The sequence below is a fragment of the Tunturiibacter gelidiferens genome (assembly GCF_013410115.1).
In the GTDB taxonomy this organism is placed as follows: domain Bacteria; phylum Acidobacteriota; class Terriglobia; order Terriglobales; family Acidobacteriaceae; genus Edaphobacter; species Edaphobacter gelidiferens.
Window position 1 is genome coordinate 1,399,933 of the sequence record NZ_JACCCV010000002.1, and the last position, 15,223, is coordinate 1,415,155.

The window sequence follows — 15,223 nt, forward strand, 5'->3', positions numbered from 1 at the left end:
GACTCTGAGGTTCGTTTTCCATACCCGCAAGGGAAAGGGCTCTTACATAAACCCTTTCCTGTCAGAAGCCCCTCTCCGTTCATTCGACGACGCCGATAGAGAAGTAGTCCGAGCGTCGATATGCCGATTCGAAGTGTCTTGCCCAAGACGATTGCACTCTGCTCTCTGAGCCTTGTTGCCCTGGCTGCGACGGCACAGCAGTTTCAACAACCTCTGGTGATTGCGACGGGGAGTTGGCCGGCAGGGATCGTAGCGGCAGATCTAAACGGAGACGGCAGGGCCGATCTGATCTATACCGACTACGGCGCGACCGCGACCGCGTCGACGACTCATATTTTGCTGAGTAACGAGGAGGGAACCTTCGCCCCAGGACAGACACTTGCCACAGCGGGGGCTTCGATTGCCGTTGCCGACTTCAATCACGACGGGCATGTTGATCTCGCATGGGTTTGGGGCGCGGTTGGACTCGGCAAAGCCTATCTTGCGCTGGGAAGAGGGGACGGAACCTTTGCACCGGCGCAGGAGCTTGGCACCTTCGCGATTGTGGGAACGAAGGCACCGCAGTTCCTCTACGTGATGGGAGCGCAGCTGCACGATACGGGGCCCTTGGATCTGCTGGTGGAGGATGCTGCCAACCCTTCGTTGATTACGCTGACGATGGACGAGAGCGGCACGCTGGTGAGGATCGTCGGGACGCGACTCGCGAACGGCGTGGGGCCGATGGCGACAGCAGATCTAAACGGGGATGGTCACACCGATCTGGTGATTCAGTCTGTCGCCGGCGGCGCAGCAGATGTCTTTCTTGGCTCGACGGATGGACTGCTGACTGCTGCCGGGACCTATGCGGGATCAAGCGCGGCACAGAGCATGCTGCTGCATGATGTCGATGGCGACGGACATCCCGATCTAGTGCTGGAGGGAGTTGGGGGGCGGATTGAGATCTTTCATGGGAACGCGGATGGAAGTTTTTCGACCACCTCCGAGGGTGGAAGTGGAAGCGCAGACGCGACGACCGGTTTGGGGGGACATCTTGTCGCGGTGACTGATGTTGCGGGGCGGAACAATTTTTATACAGCGACTCCCGCTGGCATGAGTGTTCTGCTTGGACAGAGCGATTTGAGCCTTACACTGCAGGGAATCTATAACGCGGGACCGGGGCGGACGAACTTCGCAGTTGCGGACTTCAATGGCGACGGCTTGATGGATGTAGCAGTTGACTCGCCTGAAGGAATTGCGATCCTGGTAGGAAACGCGGATGGAAGACTCGGGAGTTCGCGCGCGTTTGCGGCAGGACAGCCGGCGTTGAGCGGAGCTTTGGGGCAGTTCAGTGGATCGGGCAATCTGGATGCAGTTGTGAATGTTTCTGCCTCGCAGGCCCTCCTGCTGCACGGGAATGGAGACGGAACGTTTTCCACTACAGCAACACCGACGACCGCGTACGCGGGTGCGACTGCTAACGCTCAGATTACTGGACTGCCGGGAGAGCCGCAGATGGCAGGGCTAGTGCAAGCGGCGGCGGTAACGGTCGATCTCGATGGTGATGGCAACCAGGATGTGATCGTGGCCTATGACAACCAAAGCGCTGATCACGCTCACCCGACGGCATCTATAGCGAACGCGATTTATATCTGGTATGGGAACGCCGATGGAAGCTTCTCTTCGCCTGTCTTGATGGCGCCCTCGCGAAACTTTTTCCAATTGACAGTAGTCGATGTAAATGGCGATGGTCGGCCGGATTTGGTGATGAGCGACGGTTATGTGGTGAATGTCCAGAACAATCTCGGCGGGCGAATGTTTGGGGAAGAAGCGCACTTCCTGGCGGGAATGGGAATCAATTCAATCTCCGCTGGAGATGTGAATAACGATGGATTGACAGACCTGGTCGTTGCTAATGGCGGGACAGTGATTGTGAATCCAGCGATCGGCCGAACAACGCCGGAGAACGATGGCGTAATTACCGGTGGGATCACGGTGCTGCTCAGCGGGATCCAGACGAAGACTGTCTCTGGCAGACTCACGGCTGCCCCGAATGCGACGGACTATGGCGAGACCTTCACGCTTGTGGCACAGGTCACCCCTCCAGCGAATGGCCCGTCGGTCACGGGAACCGTGACGTTTGCTGTCGACGGCAAGGCGGTGGGGAGCGTGCCGGTGAGCGGCGGTGTAGCTTCGATCTCTGTCCCCGGAACGGTGCCGATCGGATGGCATGCGTTGACAGCCGAGTACAACGGGAGTTCTACCTACAACAGCGTGGTGTTGAACGGGAGCCATGCAGTAATGGGCATCCCGACTACGGTGGTCTTCACGATTTCGACGCCGTCGACGATCTACTTCGGACAGACGGTGAGTGGGTCCGCGGTGGTGACTGCGAGTGATGGCAGCACACCGACCGGAACGATCTCTTTTTTCGACGGCACGACGAATATCTGCACGATCCCTGTAACCCAGGCGGCAAACTGCCCGGCGAGCGCAGGCTCAGGATTCGCTGTGGGGATACATACACTGACGGCGGTGTACTCAGGAGATGCAACGCATCAGGGATCGACCTCCGCACCGGTGACGGTGACAGTGCTGCCGCTCGCAGCGACGATGAGTGCGTTCAGTATTTCGGTGACAGGTTCTACGACCACGGTAGTAGGCGGGATGGTGAACCTCCAAGTGGCTGTGGCTCCTCAGGCCGGTTATCTGCAGCCGGTTCAGTTATCGTGCAGTGATCTGCCGTCGGAGGCGACGTGCAGGTTTGCGACGGGGACGATCCCAGGAGGGGGCGGGACAACGACACTGCAGTTGCGCATGATGGCCCCACGATCATGCCAGGTTGCGGATTCCGAGTCGCGGACGGCTGGTCTGCCGTTTGCGAGTACGACTCTCGCGGCGCTGGTTGTTCTGCTCTTACCGGGTAAGCGAAGACGTACGATTAGGAGCCTGCTGATCGCGGTCCTTGCAATTTGCGGAACGGCTTCGCTGACAGGATGCGGGGCCTGCACCAACCTGGGGACTAAACCGGGGAGTTATATGATTCGAGTCATTGGGACCGGATCGGGAACGATTGCGAGCATCGTGTCGACTAAGGTAAAGGTAACGGTGCAGGACTAGCTGCTCAGATTGGAACGCCGGCGACTACGGCAAAAGAGGCAGCCTCGTGAGCTGCCTCTTCCTTTGTTGTTGTGTGAGCTTTAGGCGTAGATGCCGCGCTGTTTGGTTGTGTAGGCGACGCGGTCGATTGCGAGCATATAGGCAGCGATACGGTTGTTGACGTTGTGGTTCTGGGCGTAGGTCACGACGTCGTTGAAGCTCTCGGTCATGATGTTGTCGAGGCGTTGGTTGACCTCGGCCTCGGTCCAGAAGTAGCCCATGCGGTCCTGCACCCACTCGAAGTAGCTGGTGGTGACGCCGCCAGCGTTGGCGAGGATGTCGGGGATAATGAAAACCTTCTTGTCGGCGAGGATCTCGTCGGCCACCGTAGTCGTCGGGCCGTTGGCTCCTTCGCAGAGGATCTTGCAGCGGATGCGATCGGCGTTTTTGCTGGTGATGACGTTTTCGGTGGCTGCGGGGATGAGGATCTCGCAGTTGTAGGTGAGGAGTTCGTGCCTGTCGACGGCCTCAGCCTCGTTGAAGCCAGTGATAGTTCCGGCTTTCCTGCGGTGCTCGAGCAGGGCGTGGATGTCGATGCCGTTGGGGTTGTAAAGAGCCCCGTCGTACTCGGCGATGCCGATGACGGTATAGCCCTTCTGCGCGAGCAGCTTGGCGGAGTTCGAGCCGACGTTGCCGAAGCCCTGAACAATAACGCGGCAGCCGTCGATCGACATGCCGAGGTGCTTGATGGCCTCGTCGCAGACGACGGAGACGCCGCGGCCGGTGGCTTCTTTGCGTCCGCGCGAGCCGCCGAGGTTGACGGGCTTGCCGGTGACGACGGCGTTGACGGTCTGACGCATGTGCATGGAGTAGGTGTCCATGATCCAGGCCATGGTCTGCTCGTCAGTGCCCATGTCGGGGGCTGGGACATCTTTTTCGGGTCCGATGAATTCGATGAGTTCGGCGGTGTAGCGGCGGGTCATGCGTTCGAGTTCACCCTGGGACATCTTCTTGGGGTCACAGATGACGCCGCCTTTGGCTCCGCCGAAGGGGATGTTGACGACTGCGCACTTCCAGGTCATCCAGGAGGCCAGGGCGCGGACTTCGTCGAGTGATACGTCAGGGGAGTAGCGGATGCCGCCCTTTGCGGGGCCGCGGGCCACCGAGTGCTGGACGCGGTAGCCGGTGAAGACTTCGATGGATCCGTCGTCCATGCCGACGGGGATGTGGACGATGAGTTCGCGAGAGGGGTAGCGGAGGACCTTCCAGATGCCTTGATCGAGATTGAGTTTTTTTGCGGCGAAGTCGAATCGAGCGGCCTGGGCTTCCCAGGGGTTAGTCTCCTGCTCGAGCGTAAGGGTCTGCATTTTTACTTTCCTTTGTTCTGTTGCTGGTATCAGCGATTCTCCGGCCATCGTTTTGCCTCACAAGAAGCAGGATACAGCTTGTGCCAGACCGGTCTGTGGCCAAACTCGAGGAGTATAGGCTCGCCGAATGACGATGTGCAATCGAACGGATGGGGGAGGAGCCGTTACGATTAAGGCTAGAGCACCTAGCGTAAAACGTGCATAAAGACGCATTTATGATGGATGAAGCCATGCCTTCTTTCGACTCCAGTTCCCTCCCCTCTGCCCGTGAATTTCTGAAGTTAAGCCGTAAACACTCGCTGGTGCCCGTTTATCGCACTGTGACGGCAGACCTCGAGACTCCGGTGTCGGCGTTTCTGCGCATCGCGTCCGAGGAGCCGGAGGCATTTCTGTTGGAGTCGGTCGAAGGCGGCGAGCATGTGGGTCGCTATACCTTTATCGGCATACAGCCGTACAAGAAGATGGTGGCGCGGGGGACGCGGATTACGGTTCGTGAGGGGCGGCGGGAGAGCACCTTTGATGGGGACATCTTTGAGGAACTGAAGCGGGCGCTGAGTGGGCATACTCCGGCGCGGCTACCGGGGCTGCCTCCCTTTACGGCTGGGGCGGTGGGGTTCTTTGCGTATGACGTGGTGCGGCAGATCGAGAAGCTGCCAACACTTGCGAAGGATGAGCTGGGAGTTCCGGATGCTTGCTTGATGTTTTTTGATCAGGTGTTGGCGTTCGACCATGTGAAGAAGGAGATTCACCTGATGGTGACGGCGGACCTGACGCGGGAGGCTCGCGATGGTGCGTATGAGCGGGCCGTGCGGCGACTGAACAAGATGGAGAGGCGGCTGGCGGAGGCGCTGCCGGTGCGAAAGAAGAAGAAGCCTGAGGGGAAGCTGAAGATTACTTCTCGGACACCTCGGCTCAAGTTTCTGAAGGCGGTGGAGAAGACGAAGGAGTACATCGCTTCGGGGGATGTGTTTCAGTGTGTGCTGTCGCAGCGGTTCGATTGTGTGCCGGGGGTGGATGCGTTTGAGGTGTATCGGGCGCTGCGGATTGTAAACCCTTCGCCGTATATGTACTTTTTGCGGTTTGGGTTGGAGGGAAGAACGAAAGACGAAACGCAGATCCTCCACTTCGCGAAGGATGACAACAAGAAAGGCAAGTTCGCCGATAAGGGAAACAGTTTCGCGAAGGATGGCGGCAAGAAAAACCAGACGGTAGCGCATATTGTGGGGTCTTCGCCGGAGCTATTGGTGCGGGTGCATGGGCGCGAGGTGGAGTATCGGCCGATAGCGGGTACGCGTCCGCGGGGTGTGGATGAGGTGAAGGATCGGGCGATGGAGACGGATCTTCGCGCGGATGAGAAGGAGGTGGCCGAGCACATTATGCTGGTCGACCTGGGGCGGAATGATGTGGGGCGGGTGAGTGAGTTTGGGTCGGTGAAGGTGAAGGATCTGATGTTCGTGGAGCGGTATAGCCACGTGATGCATATGGTGAGTTCGCTGGAGGGCAAGCTGAAGGCTGGATTGGGGGCGCTGGATGCGTTTCGTGCGTGCTTCCCTGCCGGGACGCTGAGCGGTGCGCCGAAGATTCGCGCGATGGAGATTATTGAGGAGTTGGAGCCTGCTCGGCGAGGGGTGTATGGCGGGAGTGTGCTCTATGCAGACTTCAGAGGGAACCTGGATTCGTGCATTGCGATTCGGACGCTGTATATGAATGGCGAGCAGGGACACTTTCAGGCAGGGGCGGGTATTGTGGCGGACTCGGTGCCGGAGAAGGAGTTTGAAGAGTGTGGGAATAAGGCAAGAGCGGTGATGCGGGCGATTGAGCGGGCGAGGGGAGTTTAGTGTTAGTGCGTGAGTCGAATGGAAGAAGCGCGTTTCCGAGTACTAGTATTCGCTTCATAATGAACGCTTTTCGAGGAGGTTTCCTGTGGGTGAGCGATGGAAGATTACCTTGCTATTCAGTGTCACACTCTTACTTCCTATACACGTGATCGCCCAGACCGACTCCTCGCCGCATAAAATCCAGCTCGTGACCGTCGAACAAGGTGTTCAGCTTGAAGTTCTGGATTGGGGCGGCTCAGGCAGCCCGCTCATCTTTCTAGCCGGGGCTGGAGATACCGCACATCGCTTAGACGGTTTCGCTCCGCGGTTCACCGGGCAACATCATGTCTATGGCATCACAAGAAGAGGGTTTGGCGCATCGAGCAAACCCGCACCGGCCAACAGCAATTACTCGGCGGACCATCTCGGGGATGACGTTCTTGCGGTGATGAAGGCGCTTCAAATCGAACGTCCCGTGCTCGTGGGGCACTCTCTTGCAGGCCAGGAACTAAGTTCCATCGGAAGCCGCTTTCCGGAGAAAGTTTCCGGACTCATTTATCTTGACGCCGCAACAAGCTTTGCTTTCTACGATCCAGCGCATCCGCTGTTATCGATCGAGATGAACGACCTCAAGCGACGTATCGACGAGATCGAGACCGGTGGCGTGGATGAACAGAAAAAGCTATTGGAACTGGAGGCTGTCATCGCGAAGTTCGAGACCATTCTTCATCAGAACAACGCGGAGGTGGCAAACATGCCTCCATTACCACCACGCTCGCCGATAGGTGCCGCCCTCAACTTCGGCGCACAGAAGTACACAAGCATTCCTGTTCCGATACTTGCCATATATGCTTGCCCACACAATTGGGACCGCTTTCCCGCCAACGAGCCGGACCGCAAAGCCGCTTTGATTGCGGACGACACAGGACGCTGTACCAACTGGGCCAACGTCCTCAGGCGCGGCGTGCCGAGCGCCCGTGTTGTACTGATCCCGAATGCGGACCACTATGTGTACCTCTCCAACGAAACACAGGTCATCGCCGAGATGAAGGAGTTTCTTGCCAGTCTCCATAAAAGTGGAACCTAACCGCGATTCCAAACATTGGACGGCGCAATAACTTATCGGCAAGTTCTCGCTAAGCATCGAGAATAGCGTGCTTCGTGGGGCGTAGAATTTAAGGATTGCTATGGTCTTTGTTCTGGATAACTACGATTCGTTTACTTACAACCTGGTGCAGTATATGGGTGAGCTTGGGGCCGAGATGGTGATTCGGCGCAACGATGAGCTGACGCCGAAGGAGGTTGAGGCGCTGCGGCCGGAGAGGATTTTGATCTCGCCGGGGCCTTGTACGCCGCAGGATGCGGGGATCAGCATGGAGCTGATCAAGCACTTCGCCGCGCTGGGGGCGGCGGGTGGGCCGAGGGTGCCGATTCTTGGGGTGTGCCTGGGGCATCAGGCGATTGGGGCGGCGTTTGGGGGCAATGTGATTCGCGCGCCGAAGCTGATGCACGGCAAGACGAGCGAGGTAGAGCATGATGGGAAGACCATCTTTGCGGGTATACCATCGGCGATGACGTGTACGCGGTACCACTCGCTGATTGTGTCGGATGAGGGGCTGCCGGAGGAGCTGGAGGTGTCGGCGAGGACGGCGGATGGAGAGACGATTATGGCCCTGCGGCATCGTGAGCTGCCGATTGAAGGGGTGCAGTTTCATCCGGAGAGCGTGCTGACAGTGCATGGGAAGCAGATCATTCAAAATTTTCTGAAGATGTAGGGTGGGGTTGTGATGGTGCGTCGGCTGATGGTTGTGTTCGCGATCGGATGTGGAGTGGCGCGGGCGCAGCAGCCGATTGGGGTGGTGGGGATTCAGAATGCGAACGTTGCGGGGGCTCTCGAGGTGAGCAACGGGCAGGCGATCCTGGTGGGGAACACGACCGTCACGGCGAGAGATCATACGGCGGAGATTGAGTTGAAGCGCGGCGGCACGGTGCGGGTGTGCGCGACCAGCGGGCTGCATGTGACGTCGGGTCAGGGAGTGGGTGGTCAGGGAGCTAGCCAGCAGCCGTTGATGCTGGCACTGGATCGCGGGGCGATTGAGGTCCAGATGGCCGCGACGACTCACGATATGGTGATGACGCCTGACCTGCGTTTTACGATGCGTGGAGATGGACCGCTCGATCTGCAGCTACGCGTGACGAGGAACGGCGACACGTGTGTTGAGAACCGTGGAGCACAGGCTCCCGTGCTCAACATTGCCGATCAATTTGGTGAGACGAGCTACGAGCTGAAAGCCGGACAGCATGTGCTGTTCGAGCATGGCAGCCTGAAAGAGGTTGTCGACCACGAGAGTTCTTCGTGCGGGTGTCCTCCGGAGCCTGCTCCCGAGCCTACGATGACGGTAGCCGACGCACTCTTGAACCCAGGTGACGCCTCAAAGACTGCGGCGGAACAGCATCCCTTCCCTGCTGCCGTGAGTGCGGGATTGGCTCCGGTTGCGGTGCCGCAGGCTCCAGCGGGAGATCTGCATGAGCAGGTTGCGGCGACCCTCAGCTCCGGCGAGGGAGCGGATAGCCTGACACCGGCTGCTGCGCCAGAGCCGAAGGGAAAGACCGGAGAAGCGACCACGAGCGCGGCTGCGCAGACTACAACCCCGCCCAATTCGCAACCGCCAACGCCAACTCGTCACGGTTTCGCGCACGCTTTGGGCCGGTTCTTCCGAAAGATCTTTGGCGACTGATCAGCCGTGATGTCAAGGCGGCGGCGGGAGCATGAAACGTGCTCACTGAGCTACAATTATAGGGTTGTAGGCTCGCCGGCAGAGATGCCGAGGCTCACACCAAAAATTCTCAGTACAGCTGAATTCAGCACAGATCAGGGGTTTTCTCTTATGTCGATTCCCGCAACGCAGATGCGCCCGGGCATGATTATCAAGTACAAGGACGATCTTCACCTGGTGTTCTCGGTAGAACACCGTACTCCCGGCAACCTCCGCGCCTTCATCCAGGCAAAGCTTCGCAATGTGCGCACGGGCGCGATGTTCACCGAGCGCTTTCGCTCGCCTGATCCGATTGAACGCGTCATCGTCGACGAGGTAAAGATGGAGTTTCTTTACAACGACGGCGATGAGTACTACTTCATGGATGACAAGTTTGAGCAGACCATGCTGAAGCGCGACACCCTGGGGGATGCGGTAGATTATCTGCTGCCGAATCTCTCGATCAACGTCAGTTTCCACGATGGGAAGGCAGTCGGCATCGAGCTTCCAGGAGTAGTCGAGATGACCGTGATGGAGACTGAGCCGGGGATTAAGTCGGCGACAGCGTCGTCGGTCTCCAAGCCAGCAAAGCTCGAAACAGGGCTCGTCGTGCAGGTGCCCGCTTTCATTAACGAAGGCGAAAAGATTCGCGTGGATACTGCAGAAGGCGCCTACATGAGCAGGGCGTAACAAAGTTCATTCTTAGAGATGGCGGAGTCATTGGCTCCGCCTTTTCTTTCGTCTGCTGTGCCTTGCATGGGGGTGGCTGCTCTGCGAAACTGGAGACTCCATGGTGTGCCATTACCTCGTCAAAGGTCGCGTGCAGGGAGTCGGGTTTCGCTGGTTCGTGCACCAGGAGGCGGCTGAGATTGGCCTGCGGGGATGGGTCCGGAATACCGACCAGGGTCACGTCGAGATCGTTGCGGCGGGGAAACCAGAAGAGCTTGCCGAGTTGAAGGACGCGCTGCGGAAGGGTTCGCGCGGCAGCCGCGTCGACGCCGTAGAGGAACAGGAACTGGTCGAGAGCGAAGGCGCGCAGCTCGGACCATTTGAGATTGAAGGAGCCTGGTAAGAACTGATGACACTACCGATTAATTGTGAACCACTGAAGACTCTGATCCGCACCGTGCCGGATTTTCCCAAGCCTGGGATTCTGTTCTATGACATTACGACGGTCTTGAAGGATAAGGCGGGATTCGCCACGCTGATCGACGCCTTCGCGCAGTACTACATTGGAAAAGAGATCGACCTGGTGCTGGGCATCGAGGCTCGCGGCTTCATCTTCGGACCGGCGCTGGCGTATCGCTTGAACGCGGGATTTGTGCCGGTGCGCAAGCCGAAGAAGCTTCCCGCCCCAACAGCTCGTGTGAACTACGATCTTGAGTACGGGACCGACTCTCTGGAGATTCATCTCGATGCCATCCAACCGGGTGAGCGCGTCGTGATTGTCGACGACCTGCTCGCGACCGGCGGCACGATGCAGGCGACGGTGCAACTGGTGCGGCAGCTCGGCGGAGAGATCGCGGGACTTGGGTTTGCGATTGAACTCGATTTTCTGAAGGGCCGCGAGAAGTTTCAAGAGTACGACGTATTGAGCCTGCTCCACTACGACGAATAACTGAAATCGAGCGGAGCTCGCGCCAGAACAAACATCTCTTAATGGCATAGTGCAAAGACAAAGGGGAAAAGATGAAGTCACGTGGATATGCGGTGCACGATAAGAAGTCGCCTCTGGTTCCTTTCAACTTCGAGCGACGTGAGCCAGGCGCGAACGATGTAGTCGTTGAGATTGCTTACTCCGGTGTCTGCCACTCGGATATCCACCAGGCTCGCGATGAGTGGGGCGGCTCGATCTATCCGATGGTGCCAGGGCACGAGATCGTCGGGCATGTGACCGCAGTTGGTGGTGCGGTAAAGAAGTTCAAGGTAGGCGATCTCGCCGCCGTCGGAGTGATCGTCGACTCCTGCCGGGTGTGCGAGAACTGCAAGGCCGACGAACAGCAGTACTGCTTGAAGGGTGCAGTCGAAACCTACAACAAGCGCGACTACGCGGGAGAAGTCACTTACGGCGGTTACTCCAACAACATCGTTGTGAACGAGAATTATGTCCACACGATCTCCCCGAAGTTGAACCTCGCTGCGGTGGCGCCGTTGCTGTGCGCAGGGATTACAACCTACTCACCACTACGTCATTGGAAGGTTGGAAAGAACAGCAAGGTGGGCGTGGTTGGACTGGGCGGTTTGGGTCACATGGGTTTGAAGTTCGCTCATTCTTTCGGCGCGCATGTGGTGCAGTTCACCACCTCCGAAAACAAGATCGAAGACGCGAAGAAGTTGGGTGCCGATGAGGTGGTTGTCACTAAAGATGCCGCTGCCCTAGCCAAACACACTGGGAGCTTCGACTTTATTCTCGACTGCGTTTCGGCGCCCCACGACATAAACCAGTATCTGAATCTGCTGCGGTTGAATGGAACCCTGTGCCTGGTGGGTCTGCCTGAAACACCCTTGTCGGTGGCTCCGTTTTCTGTGGTGGCCAATCGGCGTTCGCTGGCAGGATCGGGGATCGGTGGGATGAACCAGACGCAAGAGATGTTGGATTACTGCGCCGAGCACAACATCGTCTCCGACATTGAACTGACCTCGGTCGACAAACTGAACGAAGCTTACGAGCGGGTATTGAAGGCCGATGTGAAGTATCGCTTCGTAATCGATATGGCTACATTGCCTAAAGTTTAACCGGGCCTCTTCGCTCCTGGCGACGGCGTCTGTGAGACGAAAGGGGCGCCAGGGCAGGAGCCTTCTGTAAGGCTCACCTGCAATTTTCCCAGCCGATTGTCATCGCGATCCTAGGCGAAGAGCGTGAACAGAGGCGAGTCCAAAGCGACGGTCTGCGCGGGGCCGGAGAGCTTTCCAGTAGCCGCATCGCGGCGAAAGACCCTGACATTTGCGGAGTCCTGATTCCCGCAGAGCAGCCACTGCGCCGTCGGATCCAGCGTGAAGTGGCGAGGCGTTTTGCCGCCGCAGGCGATCCGCTGGAGCAGCGTAAGGTCGCCGTTTTTTGCAATCGAGAAGACGACTAGAGAGTCTTCCCCACGATTGCTGGCATACAGAAAATTTCCGTCGGGTGAGATGGCGATTTCAGCCGCGGTATTCTTCTCGGCAGGAAAGTCCGGCGCGATCGTCTTGATGGAGAAAGTGGAGTTTACCAGAAGGCCCTGCGGCGCGTTGCTGAAGCGAGTAGCTGTCCACAGGCAGCGATCGATGCTGGAGTCGATCTCATTGATGCAGTAGACCCAGCGGCCGTTGGGGTGGAAGACGACGTGGCGCGGTCCTGACCCTGGACGCTCGTTGGTGAACAGGTGCGGATCGGAGAGCTGGCCCGTCTCAGGATGAATGTAAAAGACGGAGATGTGGTCGGTTCCAAGATCGCAAACCAGGAGGAAGCGGTCGTCCGGCGAGATCGTAACGCAGTGCGGGTGCGAGTTCTCCTGACGAGCAGAGTTAGGCCCGAGTGCCCCAAACTTCTGATGATCCTTGAAATCGAGGCGTTCGACCGGCTGGCTGAGCGTGCCATCCGGCTGGACACGATACGAGGCGATGGAAGCGCCCATGTAGTTAGCGACAAAGGCAGCGTGGCCGGTAGAGTCTACCGAAACATAAGCCGGTCCTGCACCGCCAGAGGGGACTTGACCGGTCTGCTGAAGGTTGCCGGTTCCTGGATCCAGCATGAAAGTCGTAACTGTGGCGGCAGGATCGTTGATGGCATTGACCGCATAAAGAGAGCGGCGACTCGAGCCGGGAGGCGACACCGCAAGATAAGACGGTCGGGCCGTGGCGGCAATGAGCACTGGCGGATCCAGTTGACCAAGGGCAGGATCGAAGACCGACCGGTAAATGCCTTTGCAGACTCCCTTGTTCGTGTCAGTTCCGAAAAAAACATGAATCGGGGGCGGCGGGACTATTTTCTTTTTGCGAATGGGCCAGGCGGCGAAGGCGCGCGCAGAAGCCGCGAAGGCAGGAAACAAGACAAGGAATCGGCGGCGCGTGAACATGGACCAAACCCCGGGAGGTTATGCTGGTTCGCCTGGAAGGTGAATGCCCAACTCGTCTTCGGCTCGAATATTCTCGTTGATGACGGGAAGACTTGGAAGATTGTCGGTGCGGCCAGCTTCCTTTACTACGGCGCTGGCGTGTTCGAGGACCTCATCGACAGTCATGGTGTACATCTCGCGGCCATTATCGTATCCAGACTTGACGGCGTGCTGCAGATACCGGCCGGCGGTCTGTGCAGCAAGATAATCCGTAATAACATACCCCGTACGGCGCTTCTGCTCGACCCAAGCCAGGTTTGGCATGGCGATCCAGACAGGTTTGCCATTGACGGCAAAGCGGATGTCGGTAGCGTCGGCATGGCGCGTCGCGATGGCCACGATGGTTCCCTTCCATACGCAGTGAAGGTCTTCCCCGGTCCAGCGGTCGGTTACTTTGAAGTCTTCATACATGATTGTCTCTAGATTAGAGCAGGGTGAGGGGATCAGCAAGGCTTTGGCATGAGACCAACCCGGAACTGGTCGGACCTATACGGAATTTGGTCTGCAGCCGCGAATGCTTCCCACAATGGGAATAGAGTACAAGGTTACTTTCGTAAGCACTTGAAATTGCCTCTGGCATATGCAAGTTACCGCAGCTATTCTTGTCTTTGATTTTACGGTGATAGATGAGCGTGCGTCGAACAGAAGCTGAAGCCGCTAGCTTAAGGGCGATCTGGACACGTGATTTGTTGGACTCCCAGCCAGAGCTTGAATGTGACGAACTGGTACGGCTTGCTGCCTGTCTCTGCGGAACTCCACTCGGCCTGGTGACGCTGCTCGATGAGCGACACCAATGGTATCGTGCGTCCAAAGTGCTGAAGATGGGTGAAACACCGCGGGAGGTAGCCTTTTGTGCGCACGCGGTCCGGCAAAAGGGGCTCTTCATGGTGAAGGATGCCTTGTTGGATACGCGGTTTTCCAGCAATCCTTTGGTGACTTTGGATCCGGCAATCCGCTTTTTCGCCGGGGTGGGTTTGTACAACTCAGACGATGAGCCGATGGGGACGTTCTGCGTAGTCGATATGTCCCCTCGCATCCTCAGTGAGGATCAATCCGAGGCTCTCGAGATATTCGGGCGACAGATAAGTCTCCGATTGCAAGCGATGGTACAGCGGCGGGCGCTGGAACAGGCCCTGGCGGAGAAAGAAAGGGCGAGCGCGGGTCTTAGGGCGAGTGAAGAGTTGTTTCGCGCGTTCATGAATGCCAGCCCGTTTCTGAGCTATATCAAAGATGCTGCGGGACGATTGCTCTTCTATAACCGCAGCTTCGCAAAACGGTTTGGAGTAAGCGAATACGCGTGGCTCGGACGAACTGACGAGCAGCTCTGGTCGAGAAAACTGACCAAGTCTGTACGAACTCATGATCTCGAAGTAATGGCTGGCGGAAAGATGGTCGAGACCGAGGAGCATATTCGGAACTCCGACGGGTCGGTTAGCTCGCTACGATCCTTCAAGTTTCCCTGTCACGATTCAGCGGGAAACGTGCTGCTGGCAGGAGTGGCCGTCGACGTGTCTGAGGAGGTAGCCCATCAGGCGGAACTAGAACGCTATCATCGCGAACTCGAAGACGCCAACGATCAGCTGCGAAAGCTAGCCGTCACCGACGAGCTGACGGGATTGCGCAATCGCAGATCGTTTGAAGAGCGACTGGTCATGGAGTTTTCACTGGCGCGGCGGAGAAAGCGGGAACTTTCGGTACTTCTGATCGACGTTGACGACTTCAAAACTATCAATGATCGCTGGGGCCATGCGGCGGGGGACGAGGTACTGCGGCGACTTGGCATGATCCTACGAACAACAGTGCGATTGCCCGACCTGCCTGCGCGTTACGGAGGGGAGGAGTTTGTAGTCCTGCTGCCGGAGAGCGGCGAAGAGAGCGCCATGGGCCTCGCCCGACGCGTCATGCAGCGGGTTGCTACGGAGGACTGGGAAAATCAACCACTGACAATCAGCGTAGGAATGGCTTCGATGAACGAGCTCCTGGAGAATGGATTTCAGCTTGTGGAACTGGCAGATGAGGCTTTGTATGCCGCTAAACGCGCGGGAAAAAATCGTGTTATGGTGCACAGCGGTTAGATAATTTTAGATCTTGCAAGAAAAAGAGGCGCACCTTTGGGG

General features: G+C 57.8%; 13 protein-coding genes. 10 read left to right on the forward strand and 3 right to left on the reverse strand.

Going from position 1 to position 15,223, the window contains the following annotated elements; translation table 11 throughout:
* The first annotated feature begins 120 nt into the window (after positions 1-120).
* Complete coding sequence (locus tag HDF12_RS17915; protein WP_179585580.1) at positions 121-3,096, forward strand: FG-GAP-like repeat-containing protein; 2,976 nt, start codon at positions 121-123, stop codon at positions 3,094-3,096.
* Between the two features lie 80 nt (positions 3,097-3,176).
* Here the strand turns inward: HDF12_RS17915 and HDF12_RS17920 are convergent, their stop codons facing one another.
* Entirely contained in the window at positions 3,177-4,442 is a 1,266-nt protein-coding gene (locus HDF12_RS17920) for a Glu/Leu/Phe/Val family dehydrogenase (RefSeq protein ID WP_179585582.1), read from the reverse strand.
* A gap of 230 nt (positions 4,443-4,672) precedes the next feature.
* Here HDF12_RS17920 and HDF12_RS17925 point away from each other — a divergent pair, with 230 nt between their 5' ends.
* The 8 genes from HDF12_RS17925 to HDF12_RS17960 all read left to right on the forward strand — a co-directional run bounded on the left by HDF12_RS17925 (position 4,673) and on the right by HDF12_RS17960 (position 11,751).
* On the forward strand, positions 4,673-6,280 hold the full coding sequence (locus tag HDF12_RS17925; protein ID WP_179585584.1) for an anthranilate synthase component I family protein: 1,608 nt from the start codon (positions 4,673-4,675) through the stop codon (positions 6,278-6,280).
* An 85-nt stretch (positions 6,281-6,365) separates the two neighbouring features.
* Entirely contained in the window at positions 6,366-7,346 is a 981-nt protein-coding gene (locus tag HDF12_RS17930; RefSeq protein WP_179585586.1) for an alpha/beta fold hydrolase, read from the forward strand.
* A gap of 100 nt (positions 7,347-7,446) precedes the next feature.
* Positions 7,447-8,034 carry an anthranilate synthase component II gene (locus HDF12_RS17935; RefSeq protein ID WP_179585588.1) on the forward strand — a complete coding sequence of 196 codons (588 nt, stop codon included), beginning with the start codon at positions 7,447-7,449 and terminating at the stop codon, positions 8,032-8,034.
* Between the two features lie 9 nt (positions 8,035-8,043).
* Positions 8,044-8,997, forward strand: coding sequence for a nuclease (locus HDF12_RS17940; protein ID WP_179585590.1), 954 nt, complete (start codon positions 8,044-8,046; stop codon positions 8,995-8,997).
* A 150-nt stretch (positions 8,998-9,147) separates the two neighbouring features.
* Positions 9,148-9,705 carry an elongation factor P gene (efp, locus tag HDF12_RS17945; RefSeq protein ID WP_179585592.1) on the forward strand — a complete coding sequence of 186 codons (558 nt, stop codon included), beginning with the start codon at positions 9,148-9,150 and terminating at the stop codon, positions 9,703-9,705.
* Between the two features lie 100 nt (positions 9,706-9,805).
* A complete protein-coding gene (locus tag HDF12_RS17950) occupies positions 9,806-10,087 on the forward strand; it encodes an acylphosphatase (protein ID WP_179585594.1) in 282 nt (93 codons plus the stop codon).
* A 6-nt stretch (positions 10,088-10,093) separates the two neighbouring features.
* Entirely contained in the window at positions 10,094-10,633 is a 540-nt protein-coding gene (locus HDF12_RS17955; protein ID WP_179585596.1) for an adenine phosphoribosyltransferase, read from the forward strand.
* Positions 10,634-10,704: 71 nt separating this feature from the next.
* Positions 10,705-11,751, forward strand: a complete 1,047-nt coding sequence (locus HDF12_RS17960; protein ID WP_179585598.1) for an NAD(P)-dependent alcohol dehydrogenase — start codon at positions 10,705-10,707, stop codon at positions 11,749-11,751.
* A 110-nt stretch (positions 11,752-11,861) separates the two neighbouring features.
* Here the strand turns inward: HDF12_RS17960 and HDF12_RS17965 are convergent, their stop codons facing one another.
* Complete coding sequence (locus HDF12_RS17965; protein ID WP_179585600.1) at positions 11,862-13,067, reverse strand: lactonase family protein; 1,206 nt, start codon at positions 13,065-13,067, stop codon at positions 11,862-11,864.
* 18 nt (positions 13,068-13,085) lie between these two features.
* Positions 13,086-13,517: a hypothetical protein gene (locus tag HDF12_RS17970; RefSeq protein WP_179585602.1), complete on the reverse strand. Its 432-nt coding sequence runs from the start codon at positions 13,515-13,517 to the stop codon at positions 13,086-13,088.
* A 275-nt stretch (positions 13,518-13,792) separates the two neighbouring features.
* Between HDF12_RS17970 and HDF12_RS17975 the strand changes: the two genes are divergently transcribed.
* Positions 13,793-15,181 (forward strand): GGDEF domain-containing protein, encoded by a 1,389-nt coding sequence (locus HDF12_RS17975; RefSeq protein ID WP_179585604.1) that lies wholly within the window; start codon positions 13,793-13,795, stop codon positions 15,179-15,181.
* Positions 15,182-15,223: the final 42 nt, after the last annotated feature.

Excerpts from the sequence above, each read along its gene's own strand:
- HDF12_RS17950 (WP_179585594.1), top strand. The coding sequence starts at position 9,806 with ATGGTGTGCCATTACCTCGTCAAAGGTCGCGTGCAGGGAGTCGGGTTT.
- HDF12_RS17925 (WP_179585584.1), top strand. The coding sequence starts at position 4,673 with ATGCCTTCTTTCGACTCCAGTTCCCTCCCCTCTGCCCGTGAATTTCTG.
- HDF12_RS17960 (WP_179585598.1), top strand. The coding sequence starts at position 10,705 with ATGAAGTCACGTGGATATGCGGTGCACGATAAGAAGTCGCCTCTGGTT.
- HDF12_RS17935 (WP_179585588.1), top strand. The coding sequence starts at position 7,447 with ATGGTCTTTGTTCTGGATAACTACGATTCGTTTACTTACAACCTGGTG.
- HDF12_RS17965 (WP_179585600.1), bottom strand. The coding sequence starts at position 13,067 with ATGTTCACGCGCCGCCGATTCCTTGTCTTGTTTCCTGCCTTCGCGGCT.
- HDF12_RS17920 (WP_179585582.1), bottom strand. The coding sequence starts at position 4,442 with ATGCAGACCCTTACGCTCGAGCAGGAGACTAACCCCTGGGAAGCCCAG.
- HDF12_RS17955 (WP_179585596.1), top strand. The coding sequence starts at position 10,094 with ATGACACTACCGATTAATTGTGAACCACTGAAGACTCTGATCCGCACC.
- HDF12_RS17915 (WP_179585580.1), top strand. The coding sequence starts at position 121 with ATGCCGATTCGAAGTGTCTTGCCCAAGACGATTGCACTCTGCTCTCTG.
- HDF12_RS17970 (WP_179585602.1), bottom strand. The coding sequence starts at position 13,517 with ATGTATGAAGACTTCAAAGTAACCGACCGCTGGACCGGGGAAGACCTT.
- efp (WP_179585592.1), top strand. The coding sequence starts at position 9,148 with ATGTCGATTCCCGCAACGCAGATGCGCCCGGGCATGATTATCAAGTAC.